Source organism: Curtobacterium sp. MCLR17_059 (genome assembly GCF_003234665.1).
Classification (GTDB): domain Bacteria; phylum Actinomycetota; class Actinomycetes; order Actinomycetales; family Microbacteriaceae; genus Curtobacterium; species Curtobacterium flaccumfaciens.
Genome location: NZ_QKSU01000006.1, coordinates 1 through 25,085, shown reverse-complemented (window position 1 = coordinate 25,085; position 25,085 = coordinate 1). Strand labels below are relative to the sequence as shown.

30 protein-coding genes and 1 tRNA gene are annotated in these 25,085 nt (G+C 69.4%); 10 read left to right on the top strand and 21 right to left on the bottom strand.

The genetic code is table 11. The annotated features are described in order from the left end of the window. Positions 1-145 precede the first annotated feature (145 nt). On the top strand, positions 146-1,411 hold the full coding sequence (locus DEJ12_RS09795) for a Gfo/Idh/MocA family protein (protein WP_372440226.1): 1,266 nt from the start codon (positions 146-148) through the stop codon (positions 1,409-1,411). Positions 1,412-1,487: 76 nt separating this feature from the next. After that, positions 1,488-2,501 carry a LacI family DNA-binding transcriptional regulator gene (locus DEJ12_RS09790; protein WP_258370519.1) on the top strand — a complete coding sequence of 338 codons (1,014 nt, stop codon included), beginning with the start codon at positions 1,488-1,490 and terminating at the stop codon, positions 2,499-2,501. A 70-nt stretch (positions 2,502-2,571) separates the two neighbouring features. Here the strand turns inward: DEJ12_RS09790 and DEJ12_RS09785 are convergent, their stop codons facing one another. Continuing rightward, entirely contained in the window at positions 2,572-3,027 is a 456-nt protein-coding gene (locus DEJ12_RS09785) for a helix-turn-helix domain-containing protein (protein ID WP_111029863.1), read from the bottom strand. Between the two features lie 84 nt (positions 3,028-3,111). On the opposite strand from DEJ12_RS09785, the gene DEJ12_RS09780 reads away from it, so the two are divergent. Beyond that, positions 3,112-3,807 (top strand): SDR family oxidoreductase, encoded by a 696-nt coding sequence (locus tag DEJ12_RS09780; RefSeq protein ID WP_111029862.1) that lies wholly within the window; start codon positions 3,112-3,114, stop codon positions 3,805-3,807. An 84-nt stretch (positions 3,808-3,891) separates the two neighbouring features. Here DEJ12_RS09780 and DEJ12_RS09775 read toward each other — a convergent pair whose 3' ends face one another. The 3 genes from DEJ12_RS09775 to DEJ12_RS09765 all read right to left on the bottom strand — a co-directional run bounded on the left by DEJ12_RS09775 (position 3,892) and on the right by DEJ12_RS09765 (position 6,362). Beyond that, complete coding sequence (locus tag DEJ12_RS09775) at positions 3,892-4,455, bottom strand: GrpB family protein (protein ID WP_111029861.1); 564 nt, start codon at positions 4,453-4,455, stop codon at positions 3,892-3,894. Further along, entirely contained in the window at positions 4,452-4,970 is a 519-nt protein-coding gene (locus DEJ12_RS09770) for a GNAT family N-acetyltransferase (RefSeq protein WP_258370518.1), read from the bottom strand. Before DEJ12_RS09770 ends, DEJ12_RS09775 begins: the two co-directional genes overlap by 4 nt. A 174-nt stretch (positions 4,971-5,144) precedes the next feature. Continuing rightward, positions 5,145-6,362 carry a tyrosine-type recombinase/integrase gene (locus tag DEJ12_RS09765; RefSeq protein ID WP_181433055.1) on the bottom strand — a complete coding sequence of 406 codons (1,218 nt, stop codon included), beginning with the start codon at positions 6,360-6,362 and terminating at the stop codon, positions 5,145-5,147. Positions 6,363-6,526: 164 nt separating this feature from the next. On the opposite strand from DEJ12_RS09765, the gene DEJ12_RS09760 reads away from it, so the two are divergent. Then, positions 6,527-7,255: a DUF3800 domain-containing protein gene (locus DEJ12_RS09760; RefSeq protein ID WP_181433054.1), complete on the top strand. Its 729-nt coding sequence runs from the start codon at positions 6,527-6,529 to the stop codon at positions 7,253-7,255. 230 nt (positions 7,256-7,485) lie between these two features. Here DEJ12_RS09760 and DEJ12_RS09755 read toward each other — a convergent pair whose 3' ends face one another. The 10 genes from DEJ12_RS09755 to DEJ12_RS09710 all read right to left on the bottom strand — a co-directional run bounded on the left by DEJ12_RS09755 (position 7,486) and on the right by DEJ12_RS09710 (position 13,145). Further along, positions 7,486-7,914, bottom strand: coding sequence for a serine acetyltransferase (locus DEJ12_RS09755; RefSeq protein ID WP_111029857.1), 429 nt, complete (start codon positions 7,912-7,914; stop codon positions 7,486-7,488). 101 nt (positions 7,915-8,015) lie between these two features. Then, a complete protein-coding gene (locus tag DEJ12_RS09750) occupies positions 8,016-9,536 on the bottom strand; it encodes a hypothetical protein (RefSeq protein WP_111029856.1) in 1,521 nt (506 codons plus the stop codon). Positions 9,537-9,548: 12 nt separating this feature from the next. After that, entirely contained in the window at positions 9,549-9,833 is a 285-nt protein-coding gene (locus tag DEJ12_RS09745; protein ID WP_111029855.1) for a hypothetical protein, read from the bottom strand. Next, positions 9,833-10,204 (bottom strand): hypothetical protein, encoded by a 372-nt coding sequence (locus tag DEJ12_RS09740; RefSeq protein WP_111029854.1) that lies wholly within the window; start codon positions 10,202-10,204, stop codon positions 9,833-9,835. The genes DEJ12_RS09745 and DEJ12_RS09740 overlap by 1 nt, the downstream gene beginning before the upstream one ends. Positions 10,205-10,415: 211 nt before the next feature. After that, positions 10,416-11,255 (bottom strand): hypothetical protein, encoded by an 840-nt coding sequence (locus DEJ12_RS09735; protein WP_111029853.1) that lies wholly within the window; start codon positions 11,253-11,255, stop codon positions 10,416-10,418. 9 nt (positions 11,256-11,264) lie between these two features. Then, complete coding sequence (locus DEJ12_RS18220; RefSeq protein WP_258370517.1) at positions 11,265-11,390, bottom strand: hypothetical protein; 126 nt, start codon at positions 11,388-11,390, stop codon at positions 11,265-11,267. Beyond that, positions 11,390-11,599, bottom strand: a complete 210-nt coding sequence (locus DEJ12_RS09730) for a hypothetical protein (protein WP_111029852.1) — start codon at positions 11,597-11,599, stop codon at positions 11,390-11,392. Before DEJ12_RS09730 ends, DEJ12_RS18220 begins: the two co-directional genes overlap by 1 nt. Before the next feature lie 241 nt (positions 11,600-11,840). Next, a complete protein-coding gene (locus DEJ12_RS09725; protein WP_111029851.1) occupies positions 11,841-12,155 on the bottom strand; it encodes a helix-turn-helix domain-containing protein in 315 nt (104 codons plus the stop codon). Positions 12,156-12,461: 306 nt separating this feature from the next. Continuing rightward, complete coding sequence (locus DEJ12_RS09715) at positions 12,462-12,908, bottom strand: hypothetical protein (protein ID WP_111029849.1); 447 nt, start codon at positions 12,906-12,908, stop codon at positions 12,462-12,464. Beyond that, complete coding sequence (locus DEJ12_RS09710) at positions 12,909-13,145, bottom strand: AlpA family transcriptional regulator (RefSeq protein ID WP_111029848.1); 237 nt, start codon at positions 13,143-13,145, stop codon at positions 12,909-12,911. It abuts the gene before it with no gap. Between the two features lie 42 nt (positions 13,146-13,187). Here DEJ12_RS09710 and DEJ12_RS09705 point away from each other — a divergent pair, with 42 nt between their 5' ends. Further along, on the top strand, positions 13,188-13,715 hold the full coding sequence (locus tag DEJ12_RS09705) for a hypothetical protein (RefSeq protein ID WP_146245556.1): 528 nt from the start codon (positions 13,188-13,190) through the stop codon (positions 13,713-13,715). Beyond that, a complete protein-coding gene (locus DEJ12_RS09700) occupies positions 13,715-14,833 on the top strand; it encodes a site-specific integrase (RefSeq protein ID WP_111029846.1) in 1,119 nt (372 codons plus the stop codon). The genes DEJ12_RS09705 and DEJ12_RS09700 overlap by 1 nt, the downstream gene beginning before the upstream one ends. A 39-nt stretch (positions 14,834-14,872) precedes the next feature. Here the strand turns inward: DEJ12_RS09700 and DEJ12_RS09695 are convergent. The 3 genes from DEJ12_RS09695 to serS form a co-directional block, all read right to left on the bottom strand. Further along, a tRNA-Ser gene (locus DEJ12_RS09695) sits at positions 14,873-14,957 on the bottom strand. 83 nt (positions 14,958-15,040) lie between these two features. Continuing rightward, positions 15,041-15,904 (bottom strand): HAD family hydrolase, encoded by an 864-nt coding sequence (locus DEJ12_RS09690; RefSeq protein ID WP_111029845.1) that lies wholly within the window; start codon positions 15,902-15,904, stop codon positions 15,041-15,043. Continuing rightward, positions 15,901-17,166 carry a serine--tRNA ligase gene (serS, locus tag DEJ12_RS09685; RefSeq protein WP_110862423.1) on the bottom strand — a complete coding sequence of 422 codons (1,266 nt, stop codon included), beginning with the start codon at positions 17,164-17,166 and terminating at the stop codon, positions 15,901-15,903. Before serS ends, DEJ12_RS09690 begins: the two co-directional genes overlap by 4 nt. Before the next feature lie 55 nt (positions 17,167-17,221). Between serS and DEJ12_RS09680 the strand changes: the two genes are divergently transcribed. After that, positions 17,222-18,292: a diacylglycerol kinase family protein gene (locus tag DEJ12_RS09680; protein WP_111029844.1), complete on the top strand. Its 1,071-nt coding sequence runs from the start codon at positions 17,222-17,224 to the stop codon at positions 18,290-18,292. Positions 18,293-18,325: 33 nt separating this feature from the next. Here the strand turns inward: DEJ12_RS09680 and pheA are convergent, their stop codons facing one another. Genes pheA through DEJ12_RS09665 form a run of 4 tightly spaced genes read right to left on the bottom strand, consistent with a single transcriptional unit; the run spans position 18,326 to position 21,976 of the window. After that, positions 18,326-19,282 carry a prephenate dehydratase gene (gene pheA / locus DEJ12_RS09675; RefSeq protein ID WP_111029843.1) on the bottom strand — a complete coding sequence of 319 codons (957 nt, stop codon included), beginning with the start codon at positions 19,280-19,282 and terminating at the stop codon, positions 18,326-18,328. Between the two features lie 39 nt (positions 19,283-19,321). Then, positions 19,322-19,867: a MarR family winged helix-turn-helix transcriptional regulator gene (locus DEJ12_RS09670; RefSeq protein ID WP_111029842.1), complete on the bottom strand. Its 546-nt coding sequence runs from the start codon at positions 19,865-19,867 to the stop codon at positions 19,322-19,324. Positions 19,868-19,895: 28 nt separating this feature from the next. Further along, positions 19,896-20,384 carry a hypothetical protein gene (locus tag DEJ12_RS18020; protein WP_181433053.1) on the bottom strand — a complete coding sequence of 163 codons (489 nt, stop codon included), beginning with the start codon at positions 20,382-20,384 and terminating at the stop codon, positions 19,896-19,898. Next, positions 20,381-21,976, bottom strand: a complete 1,596-nt coding sequence (locus DEJ12_RS09665; RefSeq protein ID WP_181441394.1) for a molybdopterin-dependent oxidoreductase — start codon at positions 21,974-21,976, stop codon at positions 20,381-20,383. Before DEJ12_RS09665 ends, DEJ12_RS18020 begins: the two co-directional genes overlap by 4 nt. A gap of 69 nt (positions 21,977-22,045) precedes the next feature. Between DEJ12_RS09665 and DEJ12_RS09660 the strand changes: the two genes are divergently transcribed. The 3 genes from DEJ12_RS09660 to DEJ12_RS09650 are packed head-to-tail and all read left to right on the top strand — an operon-like array spanning position 22,046 to position 24,591. Further along, positions 22,046-23,290 carry a glycosyltransferase family 87 protein gene (locus tag DEJ12_RS09660; protein WP_181438068.1) on the top strand — a complete coding sequence of 415 codons (1,245 nt, stop codon included), beginning with the start codon at positions 22,046-22,048 and terminating at the stop codon, positions 23,288-23,290. A 5-nt stretch (positions 23,291-23,295) separates the two neighbouring features. Next, on the top strand, positions 23,296-24,348 hold the full coding sequence (gene moaA, locus DEJ12_RS09655) for a GTP 3',8-cyclase MoaA (RefSeq protein ID WP_111029839.1): 1,053 nt from the start codon (positions 23,296-23,298) through the stop codon (positions 24,346-24,348). A gap of 3 nt (positions 24,349-24,351) precedes the next feature. Further along, the gene (locus DEJ12_RS09650; protein ID WP_111029838.1) at positions 24,352-24,591 is read left to right on the top strand and encodes a MoaD/ThiS family protein; all 240 of its coding nucleotides are present in this window, start codon (positions 24,352-24,354) and stop codon (positions 24,589-24,591) included. Positions 24,592-25,085: the final 494 nt, after the last annotated feature.

The following is a 25,085-nucleotide window of genomic DNA, read 5'->3' as shown; positions in this document are numbered from 1 at the left end:
ACACGTGGGGACCACTGCTGGCAAGAGGCTCTTTCCGGGCTGTCGACGGGGGTTGTCACGTGTAGACAGCGTGTGTCAGGATGGCGCTCGATCGCATCGGAGCGACCCGCTCGGCGACGCATCCCACACCCTGGAAAGGTCACTGATGATCTCTGTCGGAATGGTCGGCGCGGGCCAGTTCGCCCCCCAGTTCGCCAAGCTGTTCAAGCTCCACCCCGACGTGGACCGGGTCTACGTCACGGACCTCGTCGGCGAGCGCGCGTCGGAACTCGTCGAGACGCAGCACCTCGACGGCACGTTCCCGGACTTCGACGCCGTCCTCGCCTCGGACGTCGACGCCGTCGCGATCTTCACCCAGCGCTGGACCCACGGCCCGCTCGTGGTCAAGGCCCTGCGGGCCGGCAAGCACGTGTACTCCGCCGTGCCGATGGCGATCTCCGTCGACGAGATCCGCGACATCATCCAGGCGGTCCGCGAGACCGGCCTGACCTACATGATGGGCGAGACGAGCTACTACAACCCCGCGACGGTGTTCGCCCGCAAGCAGGTCGCCGCCGGCGCCTTCGGCCGGGTGTTCTACGCCGAGGGCGACTACGTGCACGACATGGACCTCGGCTTCTACGCCGCGTACCAGTACAGCGGCGGCGACGAGTGGAAGCGCACCGCCAGCTACCCGCCCATGCTCTACCCGACGCACTCGGTCGGTGGGGTCCTCGGCGCGATCCCCGGGCACGCGGTCAGCGTCAGCTGCATCGGCGTCAAGGACGACCGCGGCGACGGCGTCTTCGACAAGGACGTCAGCCAGTTCGACAACGACTTCTCGAACGCCACCGCGCTGTTCGAGCTCGACAACGGCGGCGTCATGCGCATCAACGAGATGCGTCGCGTCGGCTACCCGTCGCACATCCGTGAGTCGCGCTTCCGCTACTTCGGCACCGAGGCCAGCTTCGAGCAGCTCGCGAAGACCAGCGTCTGGCAGGACAAGGAGGACTCCTACGACATCAGCGACAAGATCGACACCCAGGCGACGATGTCCCTCGACGACCCGCGCCTGGCCGACGTCGACCCGTCCCTGCGCGACGCGTTCGTCTCCGGCTACGCCGAGGTGCACGACACCGACCGTCTGCCCGCCGAGTACGACGGTGTGCCGACCGGACACGAGGGCAGCCACCAGTTCCTCGCCGACGACTTCGTCCGTGCCGTCGTCGACCGGACCCTGCCGCCGGTGAACGCCTGGACCGCCGCGCGCTTCACCCTGCCGGGCATCATCGCCCACCAGTCCGCGCTGCAGGGTGGCGCCCGCCTCGACGTGCCGGACTTCGGTGACGCCCCGGAGACGACGAGCGCTGCGACGGCGAGCGCACCGACGTCAGCAGGCAGCACGTCGTCGGCTACGATCGCGTCCGAGTAACACGTGTCGTTCGGGTGCCGGTCCGTCGTGGGCCGGCACCCGAACGACGCTCCCGGACCCGACGAAGGTGGCACCCGTGACCGTCCCGACGAACCCCAGGGCGGTCACCCGTGCGGACGTCGCCCGCTACGCCGGGGTCAGCACCTCCGTCGTCAGCTACGTCGTGCACGACGGACCGCGCCCCGTCGCGGCCGCCACCGCCGCCCGCGTGCGCGAGGCCATCCGCGTCCTCGGCTACCGCCCGAACGCGAGCGCCCAGGCCCTGCGCACCGGCTCGTCGAAGATGCTCGGCCTGATCGTGCCCGAGCTCGACAACCCGTTCTGGTCCGAGCTCGCCGTCGCCGTCACCCACGCCGCCGCCGCACGCGGCTACGACGTCCTGCTCGCCAACAGCGACGGTGACGCCGCCCAGGAGCGCGAGCGGCTCCGCAGCCTCTCTGCGCGCCAGGTCGACGGCATCATCGTGACGAGCATCATGACCCACCCCGACCTGTCGACCGTCACCGACCCCGGCCTGCCGATGGTCCTGCTCAACACGTTCTTCGAGGTCCCCGAGTACGCCAGCATCGGTGTCGACGCCCTGCGTGGCGCCCTCGACGGCACGCAGCACCTGGTCGAGCACGGCTACCGCTCGATCGGCCTCGTGATGGGGCACACCGGCTCGATGGAGCTCCGCGAGCAGGGCTGGATGCGGGCCCTCCGCCAGGCCGGCCTGCCCGACGGCCCCATCGTCCGCACCGACTTCACCCGGCGCGGAGGATACGAAGCCGGCCTCCGCATGTTCGCCGACGAGACCGGCCCCCGAGCCGTCTTCGTCAGCTCGGACATGCAGGCGATCGGCCTGATGCGCGCACTGTGGGAACTCGGTCTGCGCGTCCCCGAGGACGTCGCGATCGTGTCGTTCGACGGCGCGGCCGAGGCGGACTACACGAACCCGCAGCTCACCACGGTCCGGCAGCCGATCGAGACGATGGCGGTCGCCGCGGTCGACCGTGTGCTCGGCCTCGACGCCGACAACCAGTGGCACCGCGACCTGGTCCCCGCCGAGTTGGTCCTCGGCGCGAGTTGCGGGTGCGACGTGCGTCGCTGACGCACCCGAAAGCGGACTGGAGGTTCGGGGCGGCGCCGCCACGGGCCTCCTGTCCGTCAGCCGGTCGCGTTCAGGACACCGGCTCCATGACGGCGCGGAGGCGTGCGGTCGGGATGCGCTGCTGCGCATCCACGGTCACGGCGGCAGCCTCGACCGCCTCGCCGGTCTCGGCGTCGACGAAGCGCAGGTCCGACGCCCGCTCGGACGGCCGGTGCCGGTCGGCCCAGCCGCCGAGGGCGAGCAGCACGAGCGACAGGTCGCGGCCGGCGTCGGTCAGGACGTACTCCTCGCGGGCTCGGGCGCCCTCGGGCTTGTAGGTCGTGCGCTCGAGCACTCCCCCGTCGACGAGTGAGGCCAAGCGTGCGGTCAGGACCTCGCGCGGGATGCCGAGGCTCTGCTGGAACTGGCTGAAGCGGGTCGAGCCACCGACGGCGTCGCGGACGATCATGAGCGTCCACTTCTCGCCGAGGACGTCGAGGGAGCGTGCGATGGGGCAGCGCTCGTCGCCGCCGAGGATGCCGAGCATGCGTTCATCCTAGCTGGGTTCGATTTCCGGACACAACGTGCTAGGTTCGGTTTTCGTACTCAACTTCTCTCGTCTGGAGCACTCATGACCGACCTCACCAACGCCGTCGTCCTCGTCACCGGAGCGAACGGCGGCCTCGGCGCCGAGTTCGTCCGCCAGGCCCTGGAGCGTGGCGCCACCAAGGTCTACGCGACCGCCCGCAACCCCCGCACCTGGGACGACGAGCGCATCGTCCCGCTCGCCCTCGACGTCACGAGCCAGGAGAGCGTCGACGCCGCGGCCCGCACCGCCGCCGACGTGACCGTCGTCGTGAACAACGCCGGGATCGCCGGCTCCGACCCGCTCGTCGACGTCTCCGTCGAAGAGGTCGAGCGCATCTTCGCCACCAACGTCTTCGGTGCACTCCGCGTCGCCAAGGCCTTCGCCCCCTCGATCGCCAACGGTGCGCTGATCGACGTGCACTCCGCCCTGAGCTGGGTCGCCCTCGCCGGCGCGTACTCGGCGTCGAAGGCCGCGTTCTGGTCGATCACGAACTCCCTGCGTCTCGAGCTCGCACCCCAGGGCACCCAGGTCGTCGGCGCCCACCTCGGCTACACCGACACCGGCATGATCGCCGACCTCGACGTCGAGAAGTCCGACCCCGCCGACATCGTCCGGTCGATCTGGGACGCGGTCGAGGCCGGCGAGCACGAGGTCCTCGCCGACCAGGTCAGCCGTGACGTCCGTGCCGGCCTGAGCGCCCCGCTCACCGCGCTCTACCCGATGCTCGCCAGCGCCTGAGGCCGGTTCTCGTCGGGACGGTGACGGTTCTGGTTCACGAACACCCGGGTTCCTGAACCAGAACCGTCACCCGCCCCGATCGCGTCAGCCGCCCGCGCCACGCTCGGTGATCCGACGGTTCGTGGCGGTGATGGCGGACCGCTCGTCGTCGGACAGACCACCGGCGTGGAGGACCCGGCTCAGCACCTCGCTCTTGCGCTCGATGTAGTCGTCGATGTCCTCGGCCTCGGTGGCTGCCCGGCGCTTCACGGCGGCGTACTCGTCGCGCAGCACCGGGTCGGCACGCAGCACGTCACGGACGGCCAGGTGGTTCCGCAGCGCGAGCGATCCGGTCGCGACGACGTAGGTGTTGGTCGGGGCGAACCGCTCCGGTGCCCGGAACGCCTGCCTGTCCGGGACGCCGAGTTCACCGCGCGGCTCGAAGCCGATCGTCGCCATCGACGCCACTGCGGCCGGGACGTCGGCCGCGTCCACCACGACGTCGACGTCGAGCACGGGCTTCGCCGCCAAGCCCGGCACGGACGTGCTGCCCACGTGCTCGATGCTCCGGAACGGCACGTCGGCGCCGTCGAGCGCGGCGGCGTACGCGTCGTGGAGCTGCCGGAACCGCTCGGGCCAGGACGACCGGTACTCGACGACCTCGATCACGGGGCCGGCGTCGGCGCGAGGAGCTGGAACATGACGTGGTCGCGCCAGACCCCGTTGATCTTGATGTACTCCGGCGCGAAGCCGTACCGGGTGAAGCCCGCCGACTCGAGCGCGCGCTGCGAGCCGACGTTCTCGGGCAGGGTCTCAGCCTGCACGCGGTGCAGACGGAGCACGTCGAACGCGTGATCGGCGGCCGCGCGGACAGCGCGGGACGCGTGGCCCTGGCGCGTGCGGTCGGCGCGGATCCAGTACCCCATCGCGCACGACTGCAGGGCGCCGCGGACGACGCCGCTCAGCGTGATGCGGCCGAGGAGTTCCCCGTCGGTCGACTCGATGACGAACGGCACGGCGTTGCCCGCGCGCTGCGTGGCGAGGGCCTGCGTGATGACGTCCCGCTGGCCGGACTCCGTGTAGTACGACGGCGCTCGCGCCGGTTCCCACGGTCGCAGGTGGTCGGCGTTCTCGCTGATGACCGCAGCCAGGACGGCCGCGTCGTCGAGGCGGAGTGGGCGCAACCGTGTGTCCATCGCGGAGGGTGTGGGATTCGAACCCGCCCCACTGCCCGGCAGTTGCGGGGCAGACGCCTTAGATCGCTGGGAATACGGCAACGTAGGACACTCCTCGATCACAACGGTGTGCGTGAATCACGTAGTGGTGTGGGCAAAATGTGGGCACAAAGCGTTCGTCGCTCAGCGTGGGGGGCGGGTCTCGCGTAGCGCCTGACTGCTGCGTTCCATGGCCGCTGCCAGAGTCTCCGAGCTCGATCCGGCTCGGTAGCGCCGCGTCATCGCGACGGACGAGTGGCCGATGAGCTCCATGGCGACGACTTCCGGCACACCGGCAGCGTAGAGGAGGTCGACGGCGAAGTGGCGGGCGTCGTGCAACCGGACCTGCGGCACGCCGGCTCGCGCGAGCAACTGATGCCACTCCTTGTTGTCGACCGACGCGTCGATCGGCATGCCGAGGGACCGTTCCGTTCCCGACGTCCACAGAAGGCCGTGCGGGTTCGGCTCCATTTGGGCTGCCTCCATGCGGTTGTGAATCAGGGAACGCAGCGGCTCCACGAGGGGAACCCTCCGGTCGCCGGCAGCAGACTTCGGGCGGGTCATCCAGAGTCCGCCCACGACGTGACGCATCTCGTGGTCTGAGGGCGCTGTGATGCGCCGTTCCGGGCAGTCGGAGCCGCGCGCCTGGCCGCACAGCCGCCCGCACCCGTGCTGCCAGGTCAAGCGTTGCAGCTGCCACGACAGATCGAGGTGGTCCGTGACGCGGTCGAGCTCGAGGCCGAGCAGCTCGCCTTGCCGACCACCCGTGAGGAGTGCGGCTGCCCACCGGGACTCGAGCCGGGTGCCGCGAGCGGCGTCGAGAATCAAGGCGGCGTCAGAACGGCGGAGAACATCAAGCTTCGGGCGTGAGGGTCTTGGCGGCCGAACAAGGGCGGCGACGTCGTGGTGGGTATACCCCTCGCGGTGGGCCTGCTTGAGTGCGATCGCGAGGACTCGGTGGCCTTGCAGGACCGTGGACGCAGCGAGGCCAGCGTCCCGCATGTGCCTATGGAGCTCGCGGACGTCCGCTGCAGTGAGGTCCACGAGGTCGCGTGCGCCGATCGACGGCTCGATGTACAGGCGCGCGAGGGATCGATAGCTCTCGGCCGTCCGCGGCCGCACTTCATGGTCGACGATCTCGGCCAGCCAGTACCGGAGCCAGGCGGTCAGGGAGCTGCTCGGGATGAGGGGTGGCGGAGGTGGTAGCTCGGCGGTAGTGGGCGGTCGCGGCGTGAGCTCGGCGCGGCGCAGCTTCAAGATCGCCAGCTTGCGGAGAGCAGTGTCGTAGTCGCGCGATCGGAGCATGACGCGCTTGCGGCGTCCCTCGGTTCGTGGGAAGTCGAGTGCGACCTGCCAGTACACGAGCGGCTTGTTGGGGTCGGCCGGTACGCGACAGATGGACCCTTCGCCTCGGGGTTGTCTCATGTGGCCCATCGAACGCCGTGACCGTGTCGGTTGTCCCGGCGGCCATCGGGCTCTAGGTGGACGTCCACGAGTTAAGTTCAGGACTGCGCAAAGATAGACGCGTGCTGCACGCCTACATCGACGAGTCCGGAGACCGAGGCTCGAGCCCCACCTCATCCCAACACTTCGTGATGACCGCTTTCGTCTACTCCGATGCGGACGTCGAACGCGCGGCGACCCTCCTGGCCAACCTGCGATCCGAGTTGGGGCGCAAGCCGGGAACGGAGCTCGGCTGGAAGTTCCTGAAGGCTCACGACGAACGGCTTCACGCCGCCGTGCGTCTCGGCTCTCAAGCCTCTTGGGCCCAGACAACCTCCGTGATCGTCTGCAAGCGCCGACTCGACGGAGCCGTCAACAATGACGAGCGCTACCTTCACACCTTCCAGCTCCTGCTCGAACGGCTCTCCTGGATCGCTCGCGACAAACAAGAGGTGATGAAGTACACCCTCGCTCACATCATCAGGTTCAAGATTGAGCGGCTTCGCGAGTTCGAGAGCAACCTCAGGTCGAACTCGACCTCCCGGATCCACTGGGAAGCACTTGACCCTCGCGGAGGGCGCATGGTGAATGCGTCCACGGAAGAGAAGCTACAGCTCGGTGACCTGGCTGCTTCTGCTACCGCAGCGGCCTTCAATCTTGACCGATTCGGCAACACCGAGACTCGTTACCTCGAGCAGCTTGCCCCTCTGCTGTACCGAGGCAGAAGTTCCCCGGTCACGTCCTACGGGCTGAAGCTCTTCCCATCTGACGAAAGCACTAGGGCCGCTTACCCGTGGGTAGCGGCCCTGTAACCAGTGTCACACGCCTTACGCCGTTTCCGGGTGCCGAGCCGAGCCCTGCAGACGTGCATCCACTGAGTAAGACGTTACTAGCTGCGGCTGACAAGCGCCAGACTTGGGGCCGAGGACGCCTGTACGGCTAGCCTGACGCCATGCGCGTCGAGGAGCTCGGCACGTGATTGCACACGACAAGACCCCCTCGAGCTCCCGAAAGGAGCCCGAGGGGGTCTTGTCTGTGGTCGTCAGCCCCAGTTGCGGTCGTTGACCTTCTGAGCTGGGTTGCCGGCCCAGACCTCACCGGCGGGAACGTCCTTGGTGACGACGGAGTTCGCTCCGATCACCGCCCCAGCGCCGATGTGTCGATCGCTGGTTCCCGTGAGGATCACCGCACCGGTGCAGAGGATCGCTCCGTCTCCGATGTAGGTGTCGCCCGGGTACGAGCCGTCGAGTCGCGCTCGGCCGATCGTGACGTGGTGGTAGATCCGCACGTCGTCACCGATCTTCACTCGGGGGTGCAGGACCGTGCCGACACCGCGGTGCTCGATGGTCAGACGCTTCCCCACTTCGATCGAAGCAGGGCAGTCGAAGCCCATCGCGTAGCCGATCTTGCGGAGCAGGCTGCCGAGCACGGGCACACGCCGGTAGTCGACAATCATCGAGGTCATCCCCATGATGGCGAGACTACTTCACCATGAGGGCGCGTTCAGCGTCGTTATCGAGTGGTCCCCTTGAGCTCCGGCAGGAGGAGTTCAAGGGGACCGCGCCTTCGTCTCTATGCCGTCGGGGTGACGCGAGCGAGCGCGGCGTTCAGTTCGGACTGAACCGCGGTAGCCCAAACCTGGTAGCCAGCACCCGTCGGGTGCACCCCGTCGGCGGGGTTGACGAGTGTGCTGAGCGCCCGTCCGTCGTTGAGGAATGCCTGGTAGGTGTCGATGACGTCGACGCCGGCGGACTGGTCAGCCCAGGCGAGCGTCAGAGCTCGGCGCGCCCGATGCCCATCGGTGCCGGCGTCGGCGACTGTGCGGGGGTTCTGAGTGAGGAGGATGCGGGCGCTCGTCGGCTTGTCCGCGGTCACCCCTGCGACCCACGTGGATAGGCGAGCCGCCCAGAGCGCGTTCCGCGCCTGGTAGTCGTTGTGGCTGCTGCTGAAGAACGTGACGAGCTGCCCGTAGTTCGGTGACATGTGCCGCATGTACTGCGTCAGGTAGCTCGCCGTGGTGCCAGCAGGGGTGTCGAACGGGGTTTGGTAGTCGTAGCCGAGGCCACCGCCGGAGCGTCCCGCCATGAGCCAGGTCACGACCGGGGTGCCCTCGAGAATCGGTTCGTACTGGCCGATCGAGCGTGCCCAGTGCTCGGGCATGATCGGCACGATGTTCGGGCCGTTGTTGCCGTCGCGGACCTGGATGGCGTAGATCTTGGTGCCTGCCGTGAGTGAGTTGCTGCCACGGTGTCCGACGATGTAGCGCGAGGTCGACGGGTTCAGGGCGACGACGCCCGTTGCGGTCTGCGTCGTCCCGACCTGGGTCCAGGTCGTGCCGTCGGTGGAGGTGTAGAACTTCACGTCGTTGCCGCTCGCGCCGTTGTCGACGTCGTGCACGACGCGGATCCACGCGTCGGAGTTGTCCGCGAGGGCGACGGGTGCGCTGGAGATCTTGTCGACCAGCGTGCTGCCGTCGGCGTTGTAGGCGCTGTAGCGGAGCGTGCCGGTGGAGGTAATCAGGAGCAGCCAGGACCGGGATGCGTCGTTGGTCCACTTCCCGATGATGGCCTGCGTCTCACCCGGGACGTAGCTCGGCATGCGGAGGTTGACGCGTGCGTCCAGGTCGCCGGTCACGTTCGGCCCAGGTGACTGAGGGCCCGACCGCTGCGACGACGTTCCCGCGGCCATGACGAGCGCGCGCCGGGTGGCGTCGGCGGGGGCGTTCAGTACGACCGGCTGGTCGAAGTCCAGGGTGGACTCGTTCCACTTCCGGTACTGGTGCACGAGCGCCGGGAAGCGCGCCGCGACGGAGTTGGCGAGCAGCCGGAACCACGCGGTATCCGGCACGGTGGTGCTGTCACCGGTCGCCTGGATGGCGAAGGACTGGTTGCCCTCCACGAGCGCGACGGCTGCTGCGAGGAAGGCGTTCCCGCTCACGTTCGTGCGCGGGGCGTTGCCACCGTCGAAGGCTGCCGCGACTGCAGCACCTTCAGGTGACTCCGGGTCAGCGAGGTTCGCCGCGATGCGCTCTCGGATGATGTCCGGCAGCTGCAGGGTGTCTGAGTCGACGGACGGGAGGAGGTTCGTGCCCATGAGGTTGGCCTTTCAGTGGTGGGCCGGCGCTGCCGGCTGGTCGATGTAGTGGTCTTCCGTGAGGGTGCCGTCGGCATGCAGCAGGTAGCGAACGCCGCGGGTAGCGGTCGCTCCGGTGCCGAGCAGGTCGACGTAGGTGACGAGGACGGTTTCGCCGGCGTCGAGCTTGGCGAGGAGCCTCGGGTACGGGCAGCCGGGCATGAGACCCCAGCGGTCGGCACGGTGCTGCCACTTGGTTCGCAGCGCTTCGCGGACGCCGACGCGGGTCGTGTCGACGGTGTTCTTCTTCCTGGGCATCAGTTGCCCTCTCTCCGCGCTTGCACGCGGTCCCAGCGACGTCGAGACGCGCGCTGCTTGACGGGGTTCTTCTTCGGCTGCCCGAATTCGTCGGGCAGTGGGATCTGGGCGAGCATCCGGGTGAGGGTCAGCCGCTGCAGACGCAGCTCGGCGACCGCTGGGTGTAGACGGACCTGGCCGGCCGATCCGCGGACGGTCATCCCGTCGGCGGCGAGGACTTCCTCGAGCGCCTGGATGTCGTTCGCCTGCCGTTGCGCGAGCTCGAGGATGACCAGGTCCTTCTCGTCCCACTCGGTGTCGTCGCCGAGAGCAGCGTCGTACTTCTGGCGCAGCTCGTCGCCGGCCAACTCCTGGGCCTTCTTGCGGGCCATGTGCGCCTCCTCGGCGTCCCGGAATTCGGATGATGTGCAATGCAGCCAGCCAGAGCCACAGCACCTCTACGACCAGGACGTACCCGGGGGAGGGGGTGGTGGCCCTGCCCGGCGACGGGGTACGCGTCTCGTGCGTACCCCTGGCGGCGCGGTGGGCTGTGCTCTCGTGGGGTGGGCGTCTCGTGCCCACCCCACGAGGCCGTCATGGCGGTCAGTGACTGTCGATGAGGGCCTTGCGCGCGGTCCTGTCGTCGTCGAGCTGTTCGCTCGAGTGGTTGCGGTTGAACGCGTCCCGCGTGACGTTGTTCGATCCGAGCTCGTCGACCTGGTCGAGCGTGAGCAGCGTTGGTTCGCACGTCATGATCTGTCGCATGGTGCGCAGCGGCTCGACGCCGTACGTTGCGATCGACTGCTCGTAGTCCTCGAACAGGAACATCGTGGCCGTGTACCTGTCGATCTCACGACCGTGGACGTCGAACACACCGGCGCTGTACCAGGCGTCGAGCAGCTTGACGATGACGTCCCAGTCGGCGACGAGGCGCTCGAGCTTGAGCCAGTCCTGCTCGACTCCGACGCGGGCAGCGACGTCGAGGTCCAGCACCCCAGCGGGCAGGGTGACTCCCACCTCGCTGATGCCCCGGGCGGTCTTCTGGACCAGGGGGGCGATGATCTTGTAGAGGCCCTCTCCCCGCTGTCGGAACGCCCGGTAGGAGTTCCCGGCTGCGATGGCTGCAGCGCGAGCGACGACGGTCCGCATGCGATCGTGCACGGCGGGGTCCGCGGCGAGCGCGCCGGCCACGATGATGTCGACGAACGAGGTGTAGTCGTCTGGGTCTGTGACTGCCTTACGGGCTGCGTCGTTGAGGCTGTCGGGCTTCTCGGCCTTGTAGCGGTCCCAGTTCGCGTTGATCTGCAGGCTCTTGCGGATCAGTTCGTGCTCGGCGGCGAAGACCTTGGCCGTGTTGATGCCGACGGCGTCGAGCCAGGTGAGCCACTCCTGTAGGGCGGCCTGCTGTTCCCACTCGTCGGTGGGGCGGTTGCGGGTGTCCATGCGGTGTCCTTACTTCGCGTTCTTGTCGCGGCCTCGGGCGAGGTTCGCGATCTGGTCGGGGGTGTACTCGTCGGGGTTGTCGCCGGCGTCGTCCAGCCACTGCTGGATCTGCTCGTCGTCTGCGGGCTGGGGCATCACGGTTCCTGTCGGTTGAGGCGGATGGTGAGGTGGTCGAGCTGGTCAGCGATCGCGTCGAGCTGGTCGACGAGCGAGCTGATGGTGCGGCGGGCGTCGGCGAGCTTGCGTTCCTTCGCCTTGGCTCGCTGCTCCCACCGGCGTGCGTGCCGGCGGTAGCGCTGCAGGCGCACGTCGTACGGGGTGACGTCGTGTCCGTTCTTCTGCATCGCGGTGTCTCCTTCACTGGCAGGGGTTGGGCATCCAAGGACGAGATCGGGCCGTTGCCGACCTGCTCGTCCGGACCGCCTCGCCTTCACTTGCCATTGGTGTTGCGGTTCTCTTGTGGTTCTTCTTTCCATTCGGGTCCCGCTCCGGGACGGACGTAGGTCTCGGAGCGGGACCACGAAGGTGCCGGAGCGGGACGGGATGGTCCCAGAGCGGGACTAGGTAGGTCTCGGAGCGGGACCATCAGGCGGCATTCGCTGCTGAGGTCGGGGCACAGGACGCCGAGTCGTAGTCGGGGAGGTAGTACCTGTTGCTGGTCTTCCGACCGCTGGTGTCCTCGCGCGGTTCGATCTCGACCAAGCCGAGCTCGTCTTGAAGGGCTGCGACGGTCCGGATGACCGTCGAGCGCCCGAGATTGGTTTCGGCAGCCATGAGGTTGTGCGACGGCCACGCGCAGTGCTCGGAGTCGTTGAAGTGGAACGCGATGATCATGAGCACCGACTTCTGCGTGGGAGACGTCTCCTGTGCGACTGCCCACCTGATCGCGTTGAAGCTCACCCGGCTACCCGTTGAACCTCTCCGCTGTGCGCAGGGCGTACAGGGCGGCGCTCCGGAGCTCCATGTACTCCGAGTGAGGCGTGCCCTGGGCCGGTTCGGGAGGAGCCAGAAGCGGTCCGACCTTCGCCTCCCCGTGCGGGGTCAGCCAGACAGTCCAGGGACCGTCCTCCGTGGGCTTCTCGATGGACACCGCGGCGAGCGCCGTGTGCAGCGTCTTGGCGCGATGGGCTTCCTCGGTAGCGTCGTGCCAGAGACCGAAGCGAATGCATCCACGCTGCCGGCACCGCTCATAGGTGGACGTGTCCACTAGCAGGCGACCTTGGCGCTGTGGTGGCGCTCGGCGTTGAGCGACTCGGTGATGTCGGAGCACCGGACGAGCGCCCGAGCAAGCAGCCGTGCGCGCACTGGGGTCAGGTCCTCGTCCAGGACGTTGATCGAGAGGTCCCAGTTGTCGTCCGTGGAGAAGCGCTCGATCGAGACGCGGAACCCCTCCTCACAGACGGAGACGAAGCGGTGGACGAACAGGGGTTCCGAGGCGTCCGCGTAGTGGCCCTGGCGGAAGTAGGCGCACGACTCGTCGTCGCACTTGGCGAGGACACTGTCTCTCGACGTGGCGAGCTCGAGGTTGTCGGGGGTGTGTGCGAGTCTCGGAGCGTTAGTCTTCATGGCGATCGGGTCTCCCTTGTCGGTGTTCTGGTCGTTGCCCTCGATGCCCTGGCCGGCATCGGGGGCCTTTCTCGTTGTCAGCTGCATCTAGACGGCCTCCTGCAGCACGCCTGTCTGCTTCCGTGCTGACGCTTCGATCCAGGCCTGCACGTCGGCTTCGCGATAGCGGATCGTGCGGGCGGTCAGTGCGCGATAGACGGGTCCGGTGCCCCGGTACCGCATCTGCGCCAGCGCGGCCACACTGACGCCAGCGATCTCACTGACCGCCTTCGGGGTAAGCAGTACTTCCACAAGGCCTCCTTGGTTCGCGGTTGAGCCAGTCATGTCGCCACTGGCTTAGCTACAAGGTATGACTATGATGCAGTCATGTCAACACCCGCTCACGAAGACTTCGCCGCAGTCAAGCCAGGACTGCTCTTCCCCCGGACCATCTCGGGGTTCAGCGAAGGGGTGGAGGTCCTCGACATCGCGCGCGCCGGCCTCTCGGGCACCGAGCCGTCGCCCTACGACATCGCCGTCACTGCGACCTGGAGCGAGGAACGACTGGCGTACGAGATCGACAAGCTCGAGGTGCGGCGCAACTACTCGAACGAGCCGATCACCGCGCTCGGGCTGCGGCGAGTGCGCCTGCAGGAAGTCTTCCAAGCGGTCGTCATGCGCGACGTCCGCTACTCGGATGGCTCTCCTGTCCCGGTGCGGATCCTGCCGTCGGACCCGGCGAAGCGACGGCACAAGAGCGAGGCAGAACGGCTCCGCATCGCAGCAGAGGTCTATGCCCTGGCTCGCGCCTTCGGCGAGCGCCCGTTGAAGGCCGTCGCGGAGACGCTTGGTGTCTCTCAGAGCACAGCGACTCGTCTGGCCGCTCGGGCCCGCGAGGAGGGGCTGCTGAGCTGATGGGGTCCGTTGAGGCGTACACGACGAAGGCCGGACGGCGGTACCGGGTCCGCTACCGCACTCCCGACCGAACGCAGACTGACAAGCGCGGGTTCACCACCAAGCGCGACGCCGAGCTGTTCCTCGCTTCGGTCGAGGTGTCGAAGGCTCGAGGCGAGTTCGTACGCCCGGAGGATGCCCGGGAGACGATCGGCGCGCTCGGCCCGGTCTGGCTGGCGAACCAGACACACCTCAAGCCGTCGTCGTTTCGTCCACTCGAGATCGCCTGGCGACTCCACGTCGAGCCGGTGTGGGGCGGGAAGAAGGTGTCCGAGGTGAAGCACAGCGCGGTGCAGACGTGGGTGACGTCGATGAACTCGGCGAGCGCGACGACGGTGATCCGCAACTACGGGGTGCTCGCGAGCATCCTGGACACCGCGGTGAAGGATCGGCGGATCCTGAGCAACCCAGCGCGCGACGTGAACCTGCCGAGGAAGAAGCGCAAGGAGCACGTCTACCTGACGCATGAGCAGGTGTCTGACCTCGCGCTCGCTGCAGGTGACCGGGCGACGCTCGTCCTGGTGCTCGCGTACACCGGCCTGCGCTGGGGAGAGGCAGTCGGGCTCCGGGTGAAGGACGTCGACTTCGCGCGCCGGCGGCTCAACGTGACGGTGAACGCGGTCGAGATCGCGAACGTCATCACGGTCGGGACGCCGAAGACGCACAAGCGGCGCTCCGTGCCCTTCCCTGCCCTGCTGGCTGCGGCGCTCCGAGAGCGCTGCGCCGGGAAGAGCGACGACGAGCTCGTGTTCGCGACGAAGAACGGCACGCACGAGCGTCGATGGCACAACGACCACGGGTGGTTCCCGGCGGCGGTGCGGAAGGCGGGCATCCCCTCGACGACGCCGCATGGCCTCCGGCACACAGCCGCGAGCCTCGCCGTCAGCGCCGGCGCGAACGTGAAGGCCGTGCAGCGGATGCTCGGCCACGCTTCCGCAGCGATGACACTCGACGTGTACGCCGACCTGTTCGAAGACGACCTGGACATCGTTGCAGGCCGCCTCGATGACGGGCTCGCGCAGACGGTTGTGGGCAGAATGTGGGCAGAGGTTGCCCGGAACGAAGACGAGGCCCGCTAGATCCGCTTGCTGCTGCGGATCAACGGACCTCGGTAGTTGCGGAGGGTGTGGGATTCGAACCCACGAGACATCTCTGCCCACCTGTTTTCAAGACAGGCTCCATCGGCCGCTCGGACAACCCTCCAGTGACGCGACCACGTGGCGAGACGTGATCGCGTCCCGGGAAGTCTACCCGGGCCTCCAGGCAGGGGTGCGCGCGAGCGCGGACTAACGGGGCAGGGAGTCGAGCGCCGCTGCCAGGCCGTCGTCGGTGATGCCGCCGGTGAGCTCGTTGCCGGCGTCGACGACGTCGTCGGGGGCCTGGCCCATGACGACGCCGCGACCGGAGGTCGAGGCCCAGCGGAGCATGTCGATGTCGTTGCGGCCGTCGCCCGCGGCGAAGACCCGGGAACGCGGGATGTCGAGCCACTCGCGGACGCGCTCCATCGCGGTGGCCTTCGTCACGCCCTCGGGAGCGATGTCGAGCCACGATGTCCAGCCGACGGAGTACGAGACCTTGTGCAGGCCCATCTGCTCGACGATCTGCAGGAAGTCCTCGGTGTCGTGGCCGGGCGAGATGACGACGACGCGGGTGGCCTCGACGCCGAGCAGCTGCTCGAACGGCACGTGCTCGCCCTCGACGGTCATCGTGTCGTCGGGGAAGTTGCCGGACAGCAGGAAGTGACCGGTCTCGTCCTCGACGCCGAACGCCGCGTTCTCGAGCGCTCCGTGGATGGTCTGCAGCACCTCGGACGGGTCGAACCGCTCGACGTGTTCGCGCACGTAGGAGCCGTCCGCGCGGCGGGCCAGGATGAGCGCACCGTTCGCGCACACCAGGTACTTCGGCCGGATGCCGAGGGTCTCGAGCAGGGGCACGGTCATGCCCTCGCTGCGGCCGGTCGAGAGCATGACCTCGTGCCCGGCGGCCTCGGCGTCGCGCACGGCGGCGACCACCGCCTGCGTGATGACACCGTCCTCACGCATGGTGGTGCCGTCGATGTCGAGCGCGACCAGCCAGCGCTTGGTGCGGGCGGGCGCGTCGGTACCCGCGCCCTGCTCGGTGCCGTCCACGAACCGTCCCTGGGTGCTCATCGGGGCTCGATCACCTCGACGCCACCGAGGTAGGGGCGCAGGACCTCCGGCACGACGACGGAACCGTCGGCCTGCTGGTGCGTCTCGAGGATCGCGACGATCCAGCGGGTGGTGGCGAGGGTGCCGTTCAGGGTGGCGACCGGGGCGGTCTTGCCGCTCTCGGTGCGGTACCGGATGTCGAGACGGCGGGCCTGGAACGTCGTGCAGTTCGACGTCGAGGTGAGCTCGCGGAACGTGCCCTGCGTCGGGACCCACGCCTCGATGTCGTACTTCTTCGCCGCGCTCGTGCCGAGGTCGCCTGCGGCGACGTCGATCACGCGGTAGTGGAGCCCGAGGTCCTGGAGCATCTGCTCCTGGTGGGCGACGAGGCGCTCGTGCTCGGCCTCGGCCTGGTCCGGGTGGACGTAGGCGAACATCTCGAGCTTGTTGAACTGGTGCACGCGGAGGATGCCGCGGTTGTCCTTGCCCGCCGAACCGGCCTCGCGGCGGTAGCAGGTCGACCAGCCGGCGTAGCGGTGTGCCTGTCCTTCCTCGAGCGGCAGGATCTCGTCGGCGTGGAACCCGGCGAGGGCGACCTCGCTCGTGCCGGTCAGGTACAGGTCGTCGGCTTCGAGCCGGTAGACCTCGGCCGCGTGCTCGCCGAGGAACCCGGTGCCGGCCATCGTCTCGGGGCGGACGAGCGTCGGGGTGATGAGCGGCTCGAAGCCGGCGGCGATCGCACGGTCGAGGCCGAGCGACATCAGCGCGATCTCGAGCCGGGCGCCCATGCCGCGCAGGAAGTAGAAGCGCGAGCCGGAGACCTTCACGCCGCGGGGGATGTCGATGATGCCGAGGTGCTCGCCGAGGTCGGCGTGGTCCTTCGGCTCGAAGTCGAACTCGGGCTTGGTGCCGACGGTGCGGAGCGTGACGAAGTCGTCCTCGCCGCCCTCGGGCACACCGGGGAGCACGACGTTCGGGATGCCGCGGACGACGGTGTTGAAGGTGTCCTCGGCCGCGGTGACGGTGGCCTGCGCCTCCTTCACCTTGGCGGCGAGGGCCTGGGCCTGCTGCACGAGCGCGGCCTTCTCGTCCTTCGGGGCCTTGGCGACGGTCTTGCCGAAGGCGTTCTGCTCGGCGCGGAGCGACTCGAACGAGGTGATCGCACTGCGGCGGGCAGAATCGGCGGCGACGGCTTCGTCGACGACGGCCACGGAGGCACCACGCGCCTGCTGTGAAGCCTTGATGACGTCCGGGTTGTCGCGAAGCAGCTGTGGATCGATCACCGCCCCATCCTAGACGGGGGCAACCGCACGCAGCCTCGATCGGTAGCGTGGACGTATGTCGAGCCCTTCGGAGACCGCGCCCGCGGACCAGGACGCCCTCCCCACCGAGCAGCGGACGGCCGCGGTGGTCTACAACCCGGTCAAGGTCCACCTGCCGACCCTCAAGCGCACGGTGCAGGAACACCAGCAGCAGGCGGGCTGGGCCGAGACCCTGTGGTTCGAGACCTCGGAAGAAGACCCGGGCGGCGGCATGGCCCGCGAAGCGATCGAGGCCGGTGCCGACGTCGTCGCGGCGGCCGGTGGTGACGGCACGGTCCGTGCGGTCGCCGAGGTCGTGCACGAGGCCGGTTCGACCCTGGCGCTGCTGCCGAGCGGCACCGGCAACCTGCTCGCGCGCAACATGAAGCTCCCCCTCGACGACCTCGCCGCGAGCGTCCGGACGATCTTCCACGGCGACGACCGCAAGATCGACTTCGGCATGCTCAAGGTCGAGCGCCCCGGCGGCGAGCGCGAACGCTTCGGCTTCCTGGTGATGGCGGGCCTCGGGCTCGACGCCCGGATGCTCGTGAACACCCGCCCCGAGCTGAAGAAGAAGGTCGGCTGGCTCGCCTACGTCGACTCGCTGTTCCGCTCGGTGCGCGACGCCAACGCGTTCGAGTTCCGCTACCAACTCGACGACGACGGCAACCACTCGCTCCGGGCACACTCGCTCATCGTCGGCAACTGCGGCATGCTGCAGGCCGGCGCGATCCTGCTGCCCGACGCCGAGATCGACGACGGCGTGTTCGACATCGCCGTGATGCGCCCCCGCGGGTTCTTCGGCTGGGTGCGGATCGGTGCCCGGGTGTTCTGGGAGAACGGGATCCTGCGGGCGTTCCGCCGGTCGAACCTGGGCAAGACCGCGGTCGGCAAGAAGATCGTCTCGAAGTCGCGCGAGGAACGACCCCTGCGCTACCTGCGCGGGCAGGAGTTCACGGCGCGGCTCGAGCGGCCCGACGAGTTCGAGATCGACGGCGACCCGGTGGGCGAGGTCATCGCCTTCCGTTCGCGCATCGACCCGATGGGGCTCTCGGTGCGCGTGCCCGACCCGGCGGACGACCGCCACGGCTCGCGCCAGGTGCCCTGAGCCTGACGCTGTCGCTCGGGCCGCGGTGCGCCGCTACCGCGCCCCGGGCTCGCCCGACACGATCGCGCGCAACCAGTCCCGCGCCTCGACGAATGCGGCGTCCGAGTAGCGCGCGGGCACCTCGGGGCGGGCGCCGTCGGCACGCGGGTACGACCCGAGGAACGTCACGCGCGGGCTGAACCGGCGCAGGCCGAGCAGCGCGTCCGCGACCCGCTCGTCGCGCACGTGCCCGTCGAGGTCGATGACGAACCGGTAGCGGCCGAGCTCGTCACCGATCGGGCGTGACGACAGCAGCCCCATGTTGATGCCCCGCGTCGCGAACTGCTCGAGCATGTCGACCAGGGCGCCCGGGTGGTCGGCGGGCAGCTCGACGATGACGCTGGTCTTGTCGGCACCGGTCGGCTCGGGCAGCGCGAGGGTCTTCGACACGAGTACGAACCGGGTGACCGCCGAGGCGTTGTCCCCGATGGACGACGCGAGCACGACGACGTCGTGGTGGTCGGTGATGCCGGGCGGCGCGACGGCAGCGTCGGCGGTGGGGTTCGCCTCGAGCAGGGCGAGGGCCGCAGCGACGTTCGACGACGCCGGGATGTGGCCGTGGCCGGGCAGGTTCGCCTCGAGCCAGTTGTGGGTCTGCGCGTAGGCGACGGGGTGTGCGTTCACGGTGCGGACGTCGTCCAGCGTCGTGCCGGGCCGGGCGACGAGCACGAAGTCGACGGGGACCAGGTACTCCCCCACGATCCGCACGCCGGGGATCCGGGCCAGGGCGTCCTGCGTGGCGCTGACCCCGCCGTCGACGCTGTTCTCGATCGCGATGACGGCCCCGATCGACCGACCGGACATGACGTCGTCCAGGGCCTCACCGACGTTGTTGACGCTCCGCCAGGGCTTGCCGGCGGCGGCCTCGACGAGCTTGAGGGCCGCCTCGGTGAAGGTGCCGGCGGGTCCGAGGTAGGAGTACGTGTCGGACGGCGCGGCGGGGTCGGTCATGCGGCGAGCCTATTGCAGGGACGCGGAGGCCAGGCGGCCTCAGTCCGTCGCCGCACCCGTCAGCCGCTGCTCGCAGATCGCGGTGTCGTCGTCCTCGCGCGGGTAGGTCAGCGCCGCGAACCGCCCCTCGGGGTCCAGCCGTGTCAGGAGCGATGCCGCGATGCCGTCGAGCTGCGCGACCTGCTCGTCGGAGAGCGCGTCGATGACCACCCGGCGGGCGGTGCGGACGTGGTCCGGGGCAGCGTCGACGATGGCTGCGTAGCCGGTGTCGGTCAGGCGGACGTCGGTGGCACGGCGGTCGGAGGTCGACGGGCACCGCGTCACGAGCCCGCGCTTCTCGAGGCGGGACACCACGTGCGACAGCCGCGGCAACGAGGCGTTCGTGGCCGAGGCGAGCGCCGACATCCGCAGGGTCCGGGTGTCGGTCTCGGAGAGCATCGCGATGACCATGTAGTCGAAGTGCGTCAGGTCGGCGTCGCGCTGCAGCTGCTGGTCGAGCGCCGCCGGCAGGAGTTCCATGACCGCGACGAGCTTCATCCACGCGCGCAGCTGCTCGCGGGTGAGCCACGGGGTCTCGTCGGTCATGACCTGATCATACCGAAAGGTTGTCTCTTTAACCAGTGGTGCGCACCGCGGACGAACCGGACGAACCGGACGAGCCCGCCGAACCCGACGAACCGCCAGTCCGACGCGACCGCACCACCCCGATGACGAGCACGACCACCACGACGACGAGCAGCGCCCCCTCGACGAGCAGCAGCCGCGTGCCGTAGTCGAACGGCAGCACGGTGGGGTTCTTCTGCCCGTGGTCCTTGGCAGCGATCTCCGGCAGCACCACCAGGGCGAGCACGCTGCCGAGCACGATCGCCGCCTGCACGACGACGAGCACCCAGGCCCGCAGCGAGCGTCCGGCCCGACGCAGCAGCAGCCCGGCACCGACCACGAACGGGGACAGGACCGCGTCGTGCAGCACCACCGCCGCGAGCAGCCAGACCCCGAGCCCGCCGATGCGGTTCGGCTTGACGGACGTCACGAGCACGTACGCCCCGAACGCGATGACCAGCACACCGATCACCACGAGCACGATCCGCGCGGCCTTCACCGGAGCACCTCGATCTTCTCGATCCACTTGGTCTGCAGCACACCGGGCCGCCCGGGAGCGATGATCCGCGCCGGAAACCCGTGGTCCAGGTCGAGCGTCGCACCGTTCAGCTCGAGGGCGACGAGGGTCGTCGGGTCCTCGGCGTACTCCGGTCCCATGTCCATGATCCGGTAGCCGCCGTGCCGCTCCAGGCTCGTCACGCGCACGTGCGACCCCTGCGGCGCCTGCACGGCGTCGAGCAGGTCGCGCATCCGCACGCCCTTCCAGGTCGCCATCTGACTCCACCCCTCGACGCACGAGATCGGCAGGTCGACCTGCGCGGTGCCGAGCGCGACGAGTTCCGCCCGGACGAACGTCCGGCTCACGTCGTGGCCGACGACGGTGAGCGTCCAGTCGGCGGCGGTCGCGGTCGCGAGGACGCCGGCCGCCCGCGCGGTCCGGTTGACCGGCAGCCCGTTCGCGCCGATGCCGCGACCGCGGGTGCCGAACACGTTGAACGGTTCCGCGAGCTTCGAGGACTGCCCCGCCGTGAGCGCGACGACACCGACGGTCGCCGCCGTCACGCCGGCGAAGAACCCGCGTCGGGCGATGCGCTGGCGTCGTCCGGTGGCTGCTTCCGGCGTCGGCCTGGAGGCCCGGCTCGCCTCCGGCACGTCGGCCGTCGGCTGGGCGGGACTCGGCTCCTCGGACACCGCGCGGGCCTCCGGGGCCGTGTCGGGTCCGGTGGGACGGGGCTCGGCGCCGCCGGGGGCGGCGTCGACGCCGTCGATCCAGCGGAACACGCGGCCCAGCAGGCCGGGGGCGGTGGACCCGGCGGTCTCGGCGACCGCAGCGTGCGGGGCGGACGCACCACGGGCCTCCAGGCCAGGAGGAAGCAGCTCACTGCCGGACGCGGGGTCCGCGATGAACCGGCCGTGCGCGTCGTAGGAGTCGCGCTTCCGCCAGTAGCGGGCGATGACCGGCAGCTTGGCGGCGATGTGGATGGCCAGCGACCCGATGATCACGTAGGCCATCGCGTTGTGCACCTGGCGGAACGGGAACGGCCACGGGTACCACTGGTACGTGTTGAGCAGGCCGGTGACGACCTGGATGATCGACGCGGACACGAGCACCGCGATCGACAGCCGCTCGAGCAGGTGCAGCACGCCGCGCACCGGCGGCACCTGCACCAGGGCGGGCATGACGGTGTTGAGCTTCGCGAGCAGCAGCGGGATGATCGCGATGCCGGTCGTGATGTGCAGGCCCTGCGTGAACTGGTACAGCTGTGTCGGACGGGTCGGGAACCGCATCCAGCCGAGCGGTTCCTGCAGCAGGTGGCTGTAGATCCCGGTACCGAAGCAGATCAGGAACGCGATGCCGAGCAGGCGCCCGAGCACCACGGCCGAGCGGGCGTTGCGGTTGGGGGACGCCAGAGCTGCTCGTCCGTCGTGCAGCAGGCGCTGGAGGCCGGATAGCCTCGACGGACCATGAGCGACCGACTGCGTGCCTTCCGACCGTCCCTGGCCGACGGCACCGCCGCCCGGATCGGCACGGTGCTGGCCGTCGTGGGAGTACTCGCCCTGTCGGGCGTCATCGCCGTCGGCGTCACGCATCTGGGGTTCCTCCGATCGGGCCATCGTTCTGCATTCGTTGCGTGGACGCTGATCGCTTGGACCGTCTTCGTGATCGCCGTGCTCGCGGTGCGTTTCGTGCCCGTCCGGTGGATGACCACCATGGTCATCGGCGGAGCGGTGGTGATCGGCATCGCCGCGCTGGTCGGCCCGCCCAACACGAGCACCGACTCCGCTCGGTACGCGTGGGACGGCATCGTCCAGCATGCCGGTGTCTCACCGTACGCGCACACCCCCCAGTCCGCGGCACTGTCCGGTCTCCGACCCGACTGGTTGTTCCCCGACAAGGTCGACGGCACGTGCGATCCGCTGAAGCCCCGGTTCCGCGGGCTCGGCGACGGCGCGGACGGGCACTGCACCGCGATCAACCGGCCGGACGTCACGACGATCTACCCGCCGATGGCGCAGCTGTGGTTCGCCGCGGTGCGGTTCTTCGTGCCGGCGACCGCGCAGTACCTGCCGTTCCAGGTCGCCGGGCTGCTCGTGTCGCTGGGTGTGACCGTCGGGCTCGTCCTGGTGCTCCGCCGCATCGGCCGTCCGACCTGGTGGGCGGCGCTCTGGGCCTGGTCGCCGCTCGTCGCGTCCGAGGCGGTCACCAACTCGCACGTCGACGTCGTCGGCGCCGCCCTCGCCACGGCCGGGGTCGTGCTCGTCGCGTTCGGCCGGCCGATCTGGGGCGGGATCGCGCTCGGGGCCGCGACCGCGACGAAGCTCATCCCGGCGATCGTGTACCCACCGTTGCTCGGCCGCGGGCGGGCATGGTGGGCGATCCCGATCGGCATCGCCGTGTTCGGGCTGCTCTACGTGCCCTACGTGCTGACGACCGGGCTCGACGTGCTCGGGTACCTGCCCGGCTACCTGAGCGAGGAGGGCTACGAGGACGGCTCCCGCTTCGCGCTGGTGTCGCTCGTGGTCAAGGGCGACGCGGCGACCCTGGTGGTGGGGCTCCTGGTGCTGCTGGCGGCGTTCGTGGCGTGGCGGTTGTCCGACCCGGCGCGGCCGTGGTCCGGCGAGGTCCTGATGATCGGCGTGACGTTCCTCGCCGTGACACCGCGCTACCCCTGGTACGCGCTGCTGCTCATCCCGTTCGTGGTGCTGTCCGGGCGGTGGGAGTGGTTGTCGATCGGACTCGCCATCGCCCTGCGCGGGGTGTGGCCGTCGGCGGACGCCTACCGGTGGTGGTTGCTCGCGGCCGTGGCGGTCATCGTGGTCGTCACGCTGCTGCGCACGGAGCGGTCGCAGTGGCGACGGTGGTGGGAGCGGCTGACGTTCCGGCGCGTGGAACACGTACGCTGACGACCATGGCACCCGCGATCCTGCTCGGCACGACCGGCTCCGTGGACCCGGCTCCCGCCGGGCTCGTCGACCGCTTCGGGCGTCGCGCCGTCGACCTGCGGGTGTCGCTGACCGAGCGCTGCAACCTCCGCTGCACGTACTGCATGCCCGCGGCCGGGCTGCCGTTCGCCCCCGACGAGGCCCTGATGACGGCGACCGAGATCGAGCGGCTGGTCCGGATCGGCTCGTCGCGGTTCGGCGTCCGCAAGGTCCGGTTCACCGGCGGGGAGCCGATGCTCCGGCACGACCTGGTCGACGTGATCGCCCGGTGCGCCGCGCTGCCCGACGCCCCGGAGCTGTCGCTCACCACGAACGCGATCGGCCTCGCGCACCGCGCCCAGGGCCTGTACGACGCCGGGCTGCGGCGCGTGAACGTGTCGCTCGACACCGTCGACCCCGACGTCTTCACCACCGTGACCCGCCGACCGTTCCTCGACAAGGTGATCGCCGGGCTGTCGGCCGCGCACGACGCCGGACTCGACATCAAGGTGAACGCGGTGCTGCTGCGCGGCATCAACGACGAGGCCGCCCCGGAACTCCTCCGCTGGTGCCTGGAGCGTGGCTACGAGCTGCGGTTCATCGAGCAGATGCCCCTCGACCCCGACCACGCCTGGGACCGCACCGAGATGATCACCGCCGCCGAGACCCGCGCGCTGCTGGCGACGTCGTTCGTGCTCACGCCGGACGACGCCCCGCGCGACGGCGCCCCGGCCGAGCGGTACCGCGTGCACGACGCCGTCACCGGGCAGCCGCTCGGCACCGTCGGGATCATCGCGAGCATCACCGAGTCGTTCTGCGCCGACTGCACCCGCACGCGGCTGACCGCCGACGGGCACGTGCGCAGCTGCCTTTTCTCCGACGAGGAGACCGACGTGCTGGGGCCGATGCGCTCCGGGGCGGACGACGACCAGGTCGCCGAGCTCTGGCGGCTCGCGATGTGGGCGAAGCCGCGCGACCACGGTGACGACAGCGACGAGCTCGTGCACCCGACGCGCGGCATGAGCGCGATCGGCGGCTGAGGCATGACCACGATCCGGTTCTTCGCCGCTGCCCGCGCTGCCGTGGGCGTCGACTCGCTGACCACGTCGGGCCCCACCATCGAGGCCGCCCTCGGCGCGATCGACGTCGTGGACCCTGCGCGATGGAGTGCGCTGCAGGAGCGCTGCTCGTACCTGGTCGACGGCGTGACCACGCGCGACCGGGCGACCTCGCTCGACGGTGTCGAGGTCGTCGACGTCATGCCGCCCTTCGCCGGGGGCTGAGTTCGGCGGCTGAGTTCGGCGGCTGAGTTCGGCGGCTGAGCGGTACGCCCGTTCCCTCCCAGAACGCCCGCGATACCTGGCGCTTCCGGGCATACCTGGTGCGAACTTCCGACCAGGTACGCCCGATTCGACCAGGTACGCCCGATTCGACCAGGTACGCCCGATTCGACCAGGTACGCCCGATTCGACCAGGTACGCCCGAATCGACCAGGTACGCCCGATTCGACCTGGTACGCCCGACTCGAGCCGGTACGCCCGACTCGACCCCGTGCCCGCGCACCCCGTGCCCGTTCCTTCCCAGAACGCCCGCGATGCCTGGTGCATCCGGGCATACCTGGTGCGAACTTCCGACCATGTACGCCCGATTCGACCAGGTACGCCCGGAACGACCAGGTACGCCCGATTCGACCAGGGACGCCCGGAACGACCCGGCGCAGCCAGCCCAGCCCGCGCCCCCGACCAGCCCGCCCCCACCCCGCCCTACGGCGAGACGG

Excerpts from the sequence above, each read along its gene's own strand:
- DEJ12_RS09795 (WP_372440226.1), top strand. The coding sequence starts at position 146 with ATGATCTCTGTCGGAATGGTCGGCGCGGGCCAGTTCGCCCCCCAGTTC.
- DEJ12_RS09785 (WP_111029863.1), bottom strand. The coding sequence starts at position 3,027 with ATGCTCGGCATCCTCGGCGGCGACGAGCGCTGCCCCATCGCACGCTCC.
- DEJ12_RS09780 (WP_111029862.1), top strand. The coding sequence starts at position 3,112 with ATGACCGACCTCACCAACGCCGTCGTCCTCGTCACCGGAGCGAACGGC.
- DEJ12_RS09755 (WP_111029857.1), bottom strand. The coding sequence starts at position 7,914 with ATGGGGATGACCTCGATGATTGTCGACTACCGGCGTGTGCCCGTGCTC.
- DEJ12_RS09750 (WP_111029856.1), bottom strand. The coding sequence starts at position 9,536 with ATGGGCACGAACCTCCTCCCGTCCGTCGACTCAGACACCCTGCAGCTG.
- DEJ12_RS09745 (WP_111029855.1), bottom strand. The coding sequence starts at position 9,833 with ATGCCCAGGAAGAAGAACACCGTCGACACGACCCGCGTCGGCGTCCGC.
- DEJ12_RS09740 (WP_111029854.1), bottom strand. The coding sequence starts at position 10,204 with ATGGCCCGCAAGAAGGCCCAGGAGTTGGCCGGCGACGAGCTGCGCCAG.
- DEJ12_RS09735 (WP_111029853.1), bottom strand. The coding sequence starts at position 11,255 with ATGGACACCCGCAACCGCCCCACCGACGAGTGGGAACAGCAGGCCGCC.
- DEJ12_RS18220 (WP_258370517.1), bottom strand. The coding sequence starts at position 11,390 with ATGCCCCAGCCCGCAGACGACGAGCAGATCCAGCAGTGGCTGGACGAC.
- DEJ12_RS09730 (WP_111029852.1), bottom strand. The coding sequence starts at position 11,599 with ATGCAGAAGAACGGACACGACGTCACCCCGTACGACGTGCGCCTGCAG.
- DEJ12_RS09715 (WP_111029849.1), bottom strand. The coding sequence starts at position 12,908 with ATGCAGCTGACAACGAGAAAGGCCCCCGATGCCGGCCAGGGCATCGAG.
- DEJ12_RS09710 (WP_111029848.1), bottom strand. The coding sequence starts at position 13,145 with ATGACTGGCTCAACCGCGAACCAAGGAGGCCTTGTGGAAGTACTGCTT.
- DEJ12_RS09705 (WP_146245556.1), top strand. The coding sequence starts at position 13,188 with ATGTCAACACCCGCTCACGAAGACTTCGCCGCAGTCAAGCCAGGACTG.
- DEJ12_RS09700 (WP_111029846.1), top strand. The coding sequence starts at position 13,715 with ATGGGGTCCGTTGAGGCGTACACGACGAAGGCCGGACGGCGGTACCGG.
- DEJ12_RS09690 (WP_111029845.1), bottom strand. The coding sequence starts at position 15,904 with ATGAGCACCCAGGGACGGTTCGTGGACGGCACCGAGCAGGGCGCGGGT.
- DEJ12_RS09680 (WP_111029844.1), top strand. The coding sequence starts at position 17,222 with ATGTCGAGCCCTTCGGAGACCGCGCCCGCGGACCAGGACGCCCTCCCC.
- pheA (WP_111029843.1), bottom strand. The coding sequence starts at position 19,282 with ATGACCGACCCCGCCGCGCCGTCCGACACGTACTCCTACCTCGGACCC.
- DEJ12_RS09670 (WP_111029842.1), bottom strand. The coding sequence starts at position 19,867 with ATGACCGACGAGACCCCGTGGCTCACCCGCGAGCAGCTGCGCGCGTGG.
- DEJ12_RS09665 (WP_181441394.1), bottom strand. The coding sequence starts at position 21,976 with ATGCGTGACGCCGACGGCGATGACGCCCGACAGGGCGAGTACTCCCAC.
- moaA (WP_111029839.1), top strand. The coding sequence starts at position 23,296 with ATGGCACCCGCGATCCTGCTCGGCACGACCGGCTCCGTGGACCCGGCT.
- DEJ12_RS09650 (WP_111029838.1), top strand. The coding sequence starts at position 24,352 with ATGACCACGATCCGGTTCTTCGCCGCTGCCCGCGCTGCCGTGGGCGTC.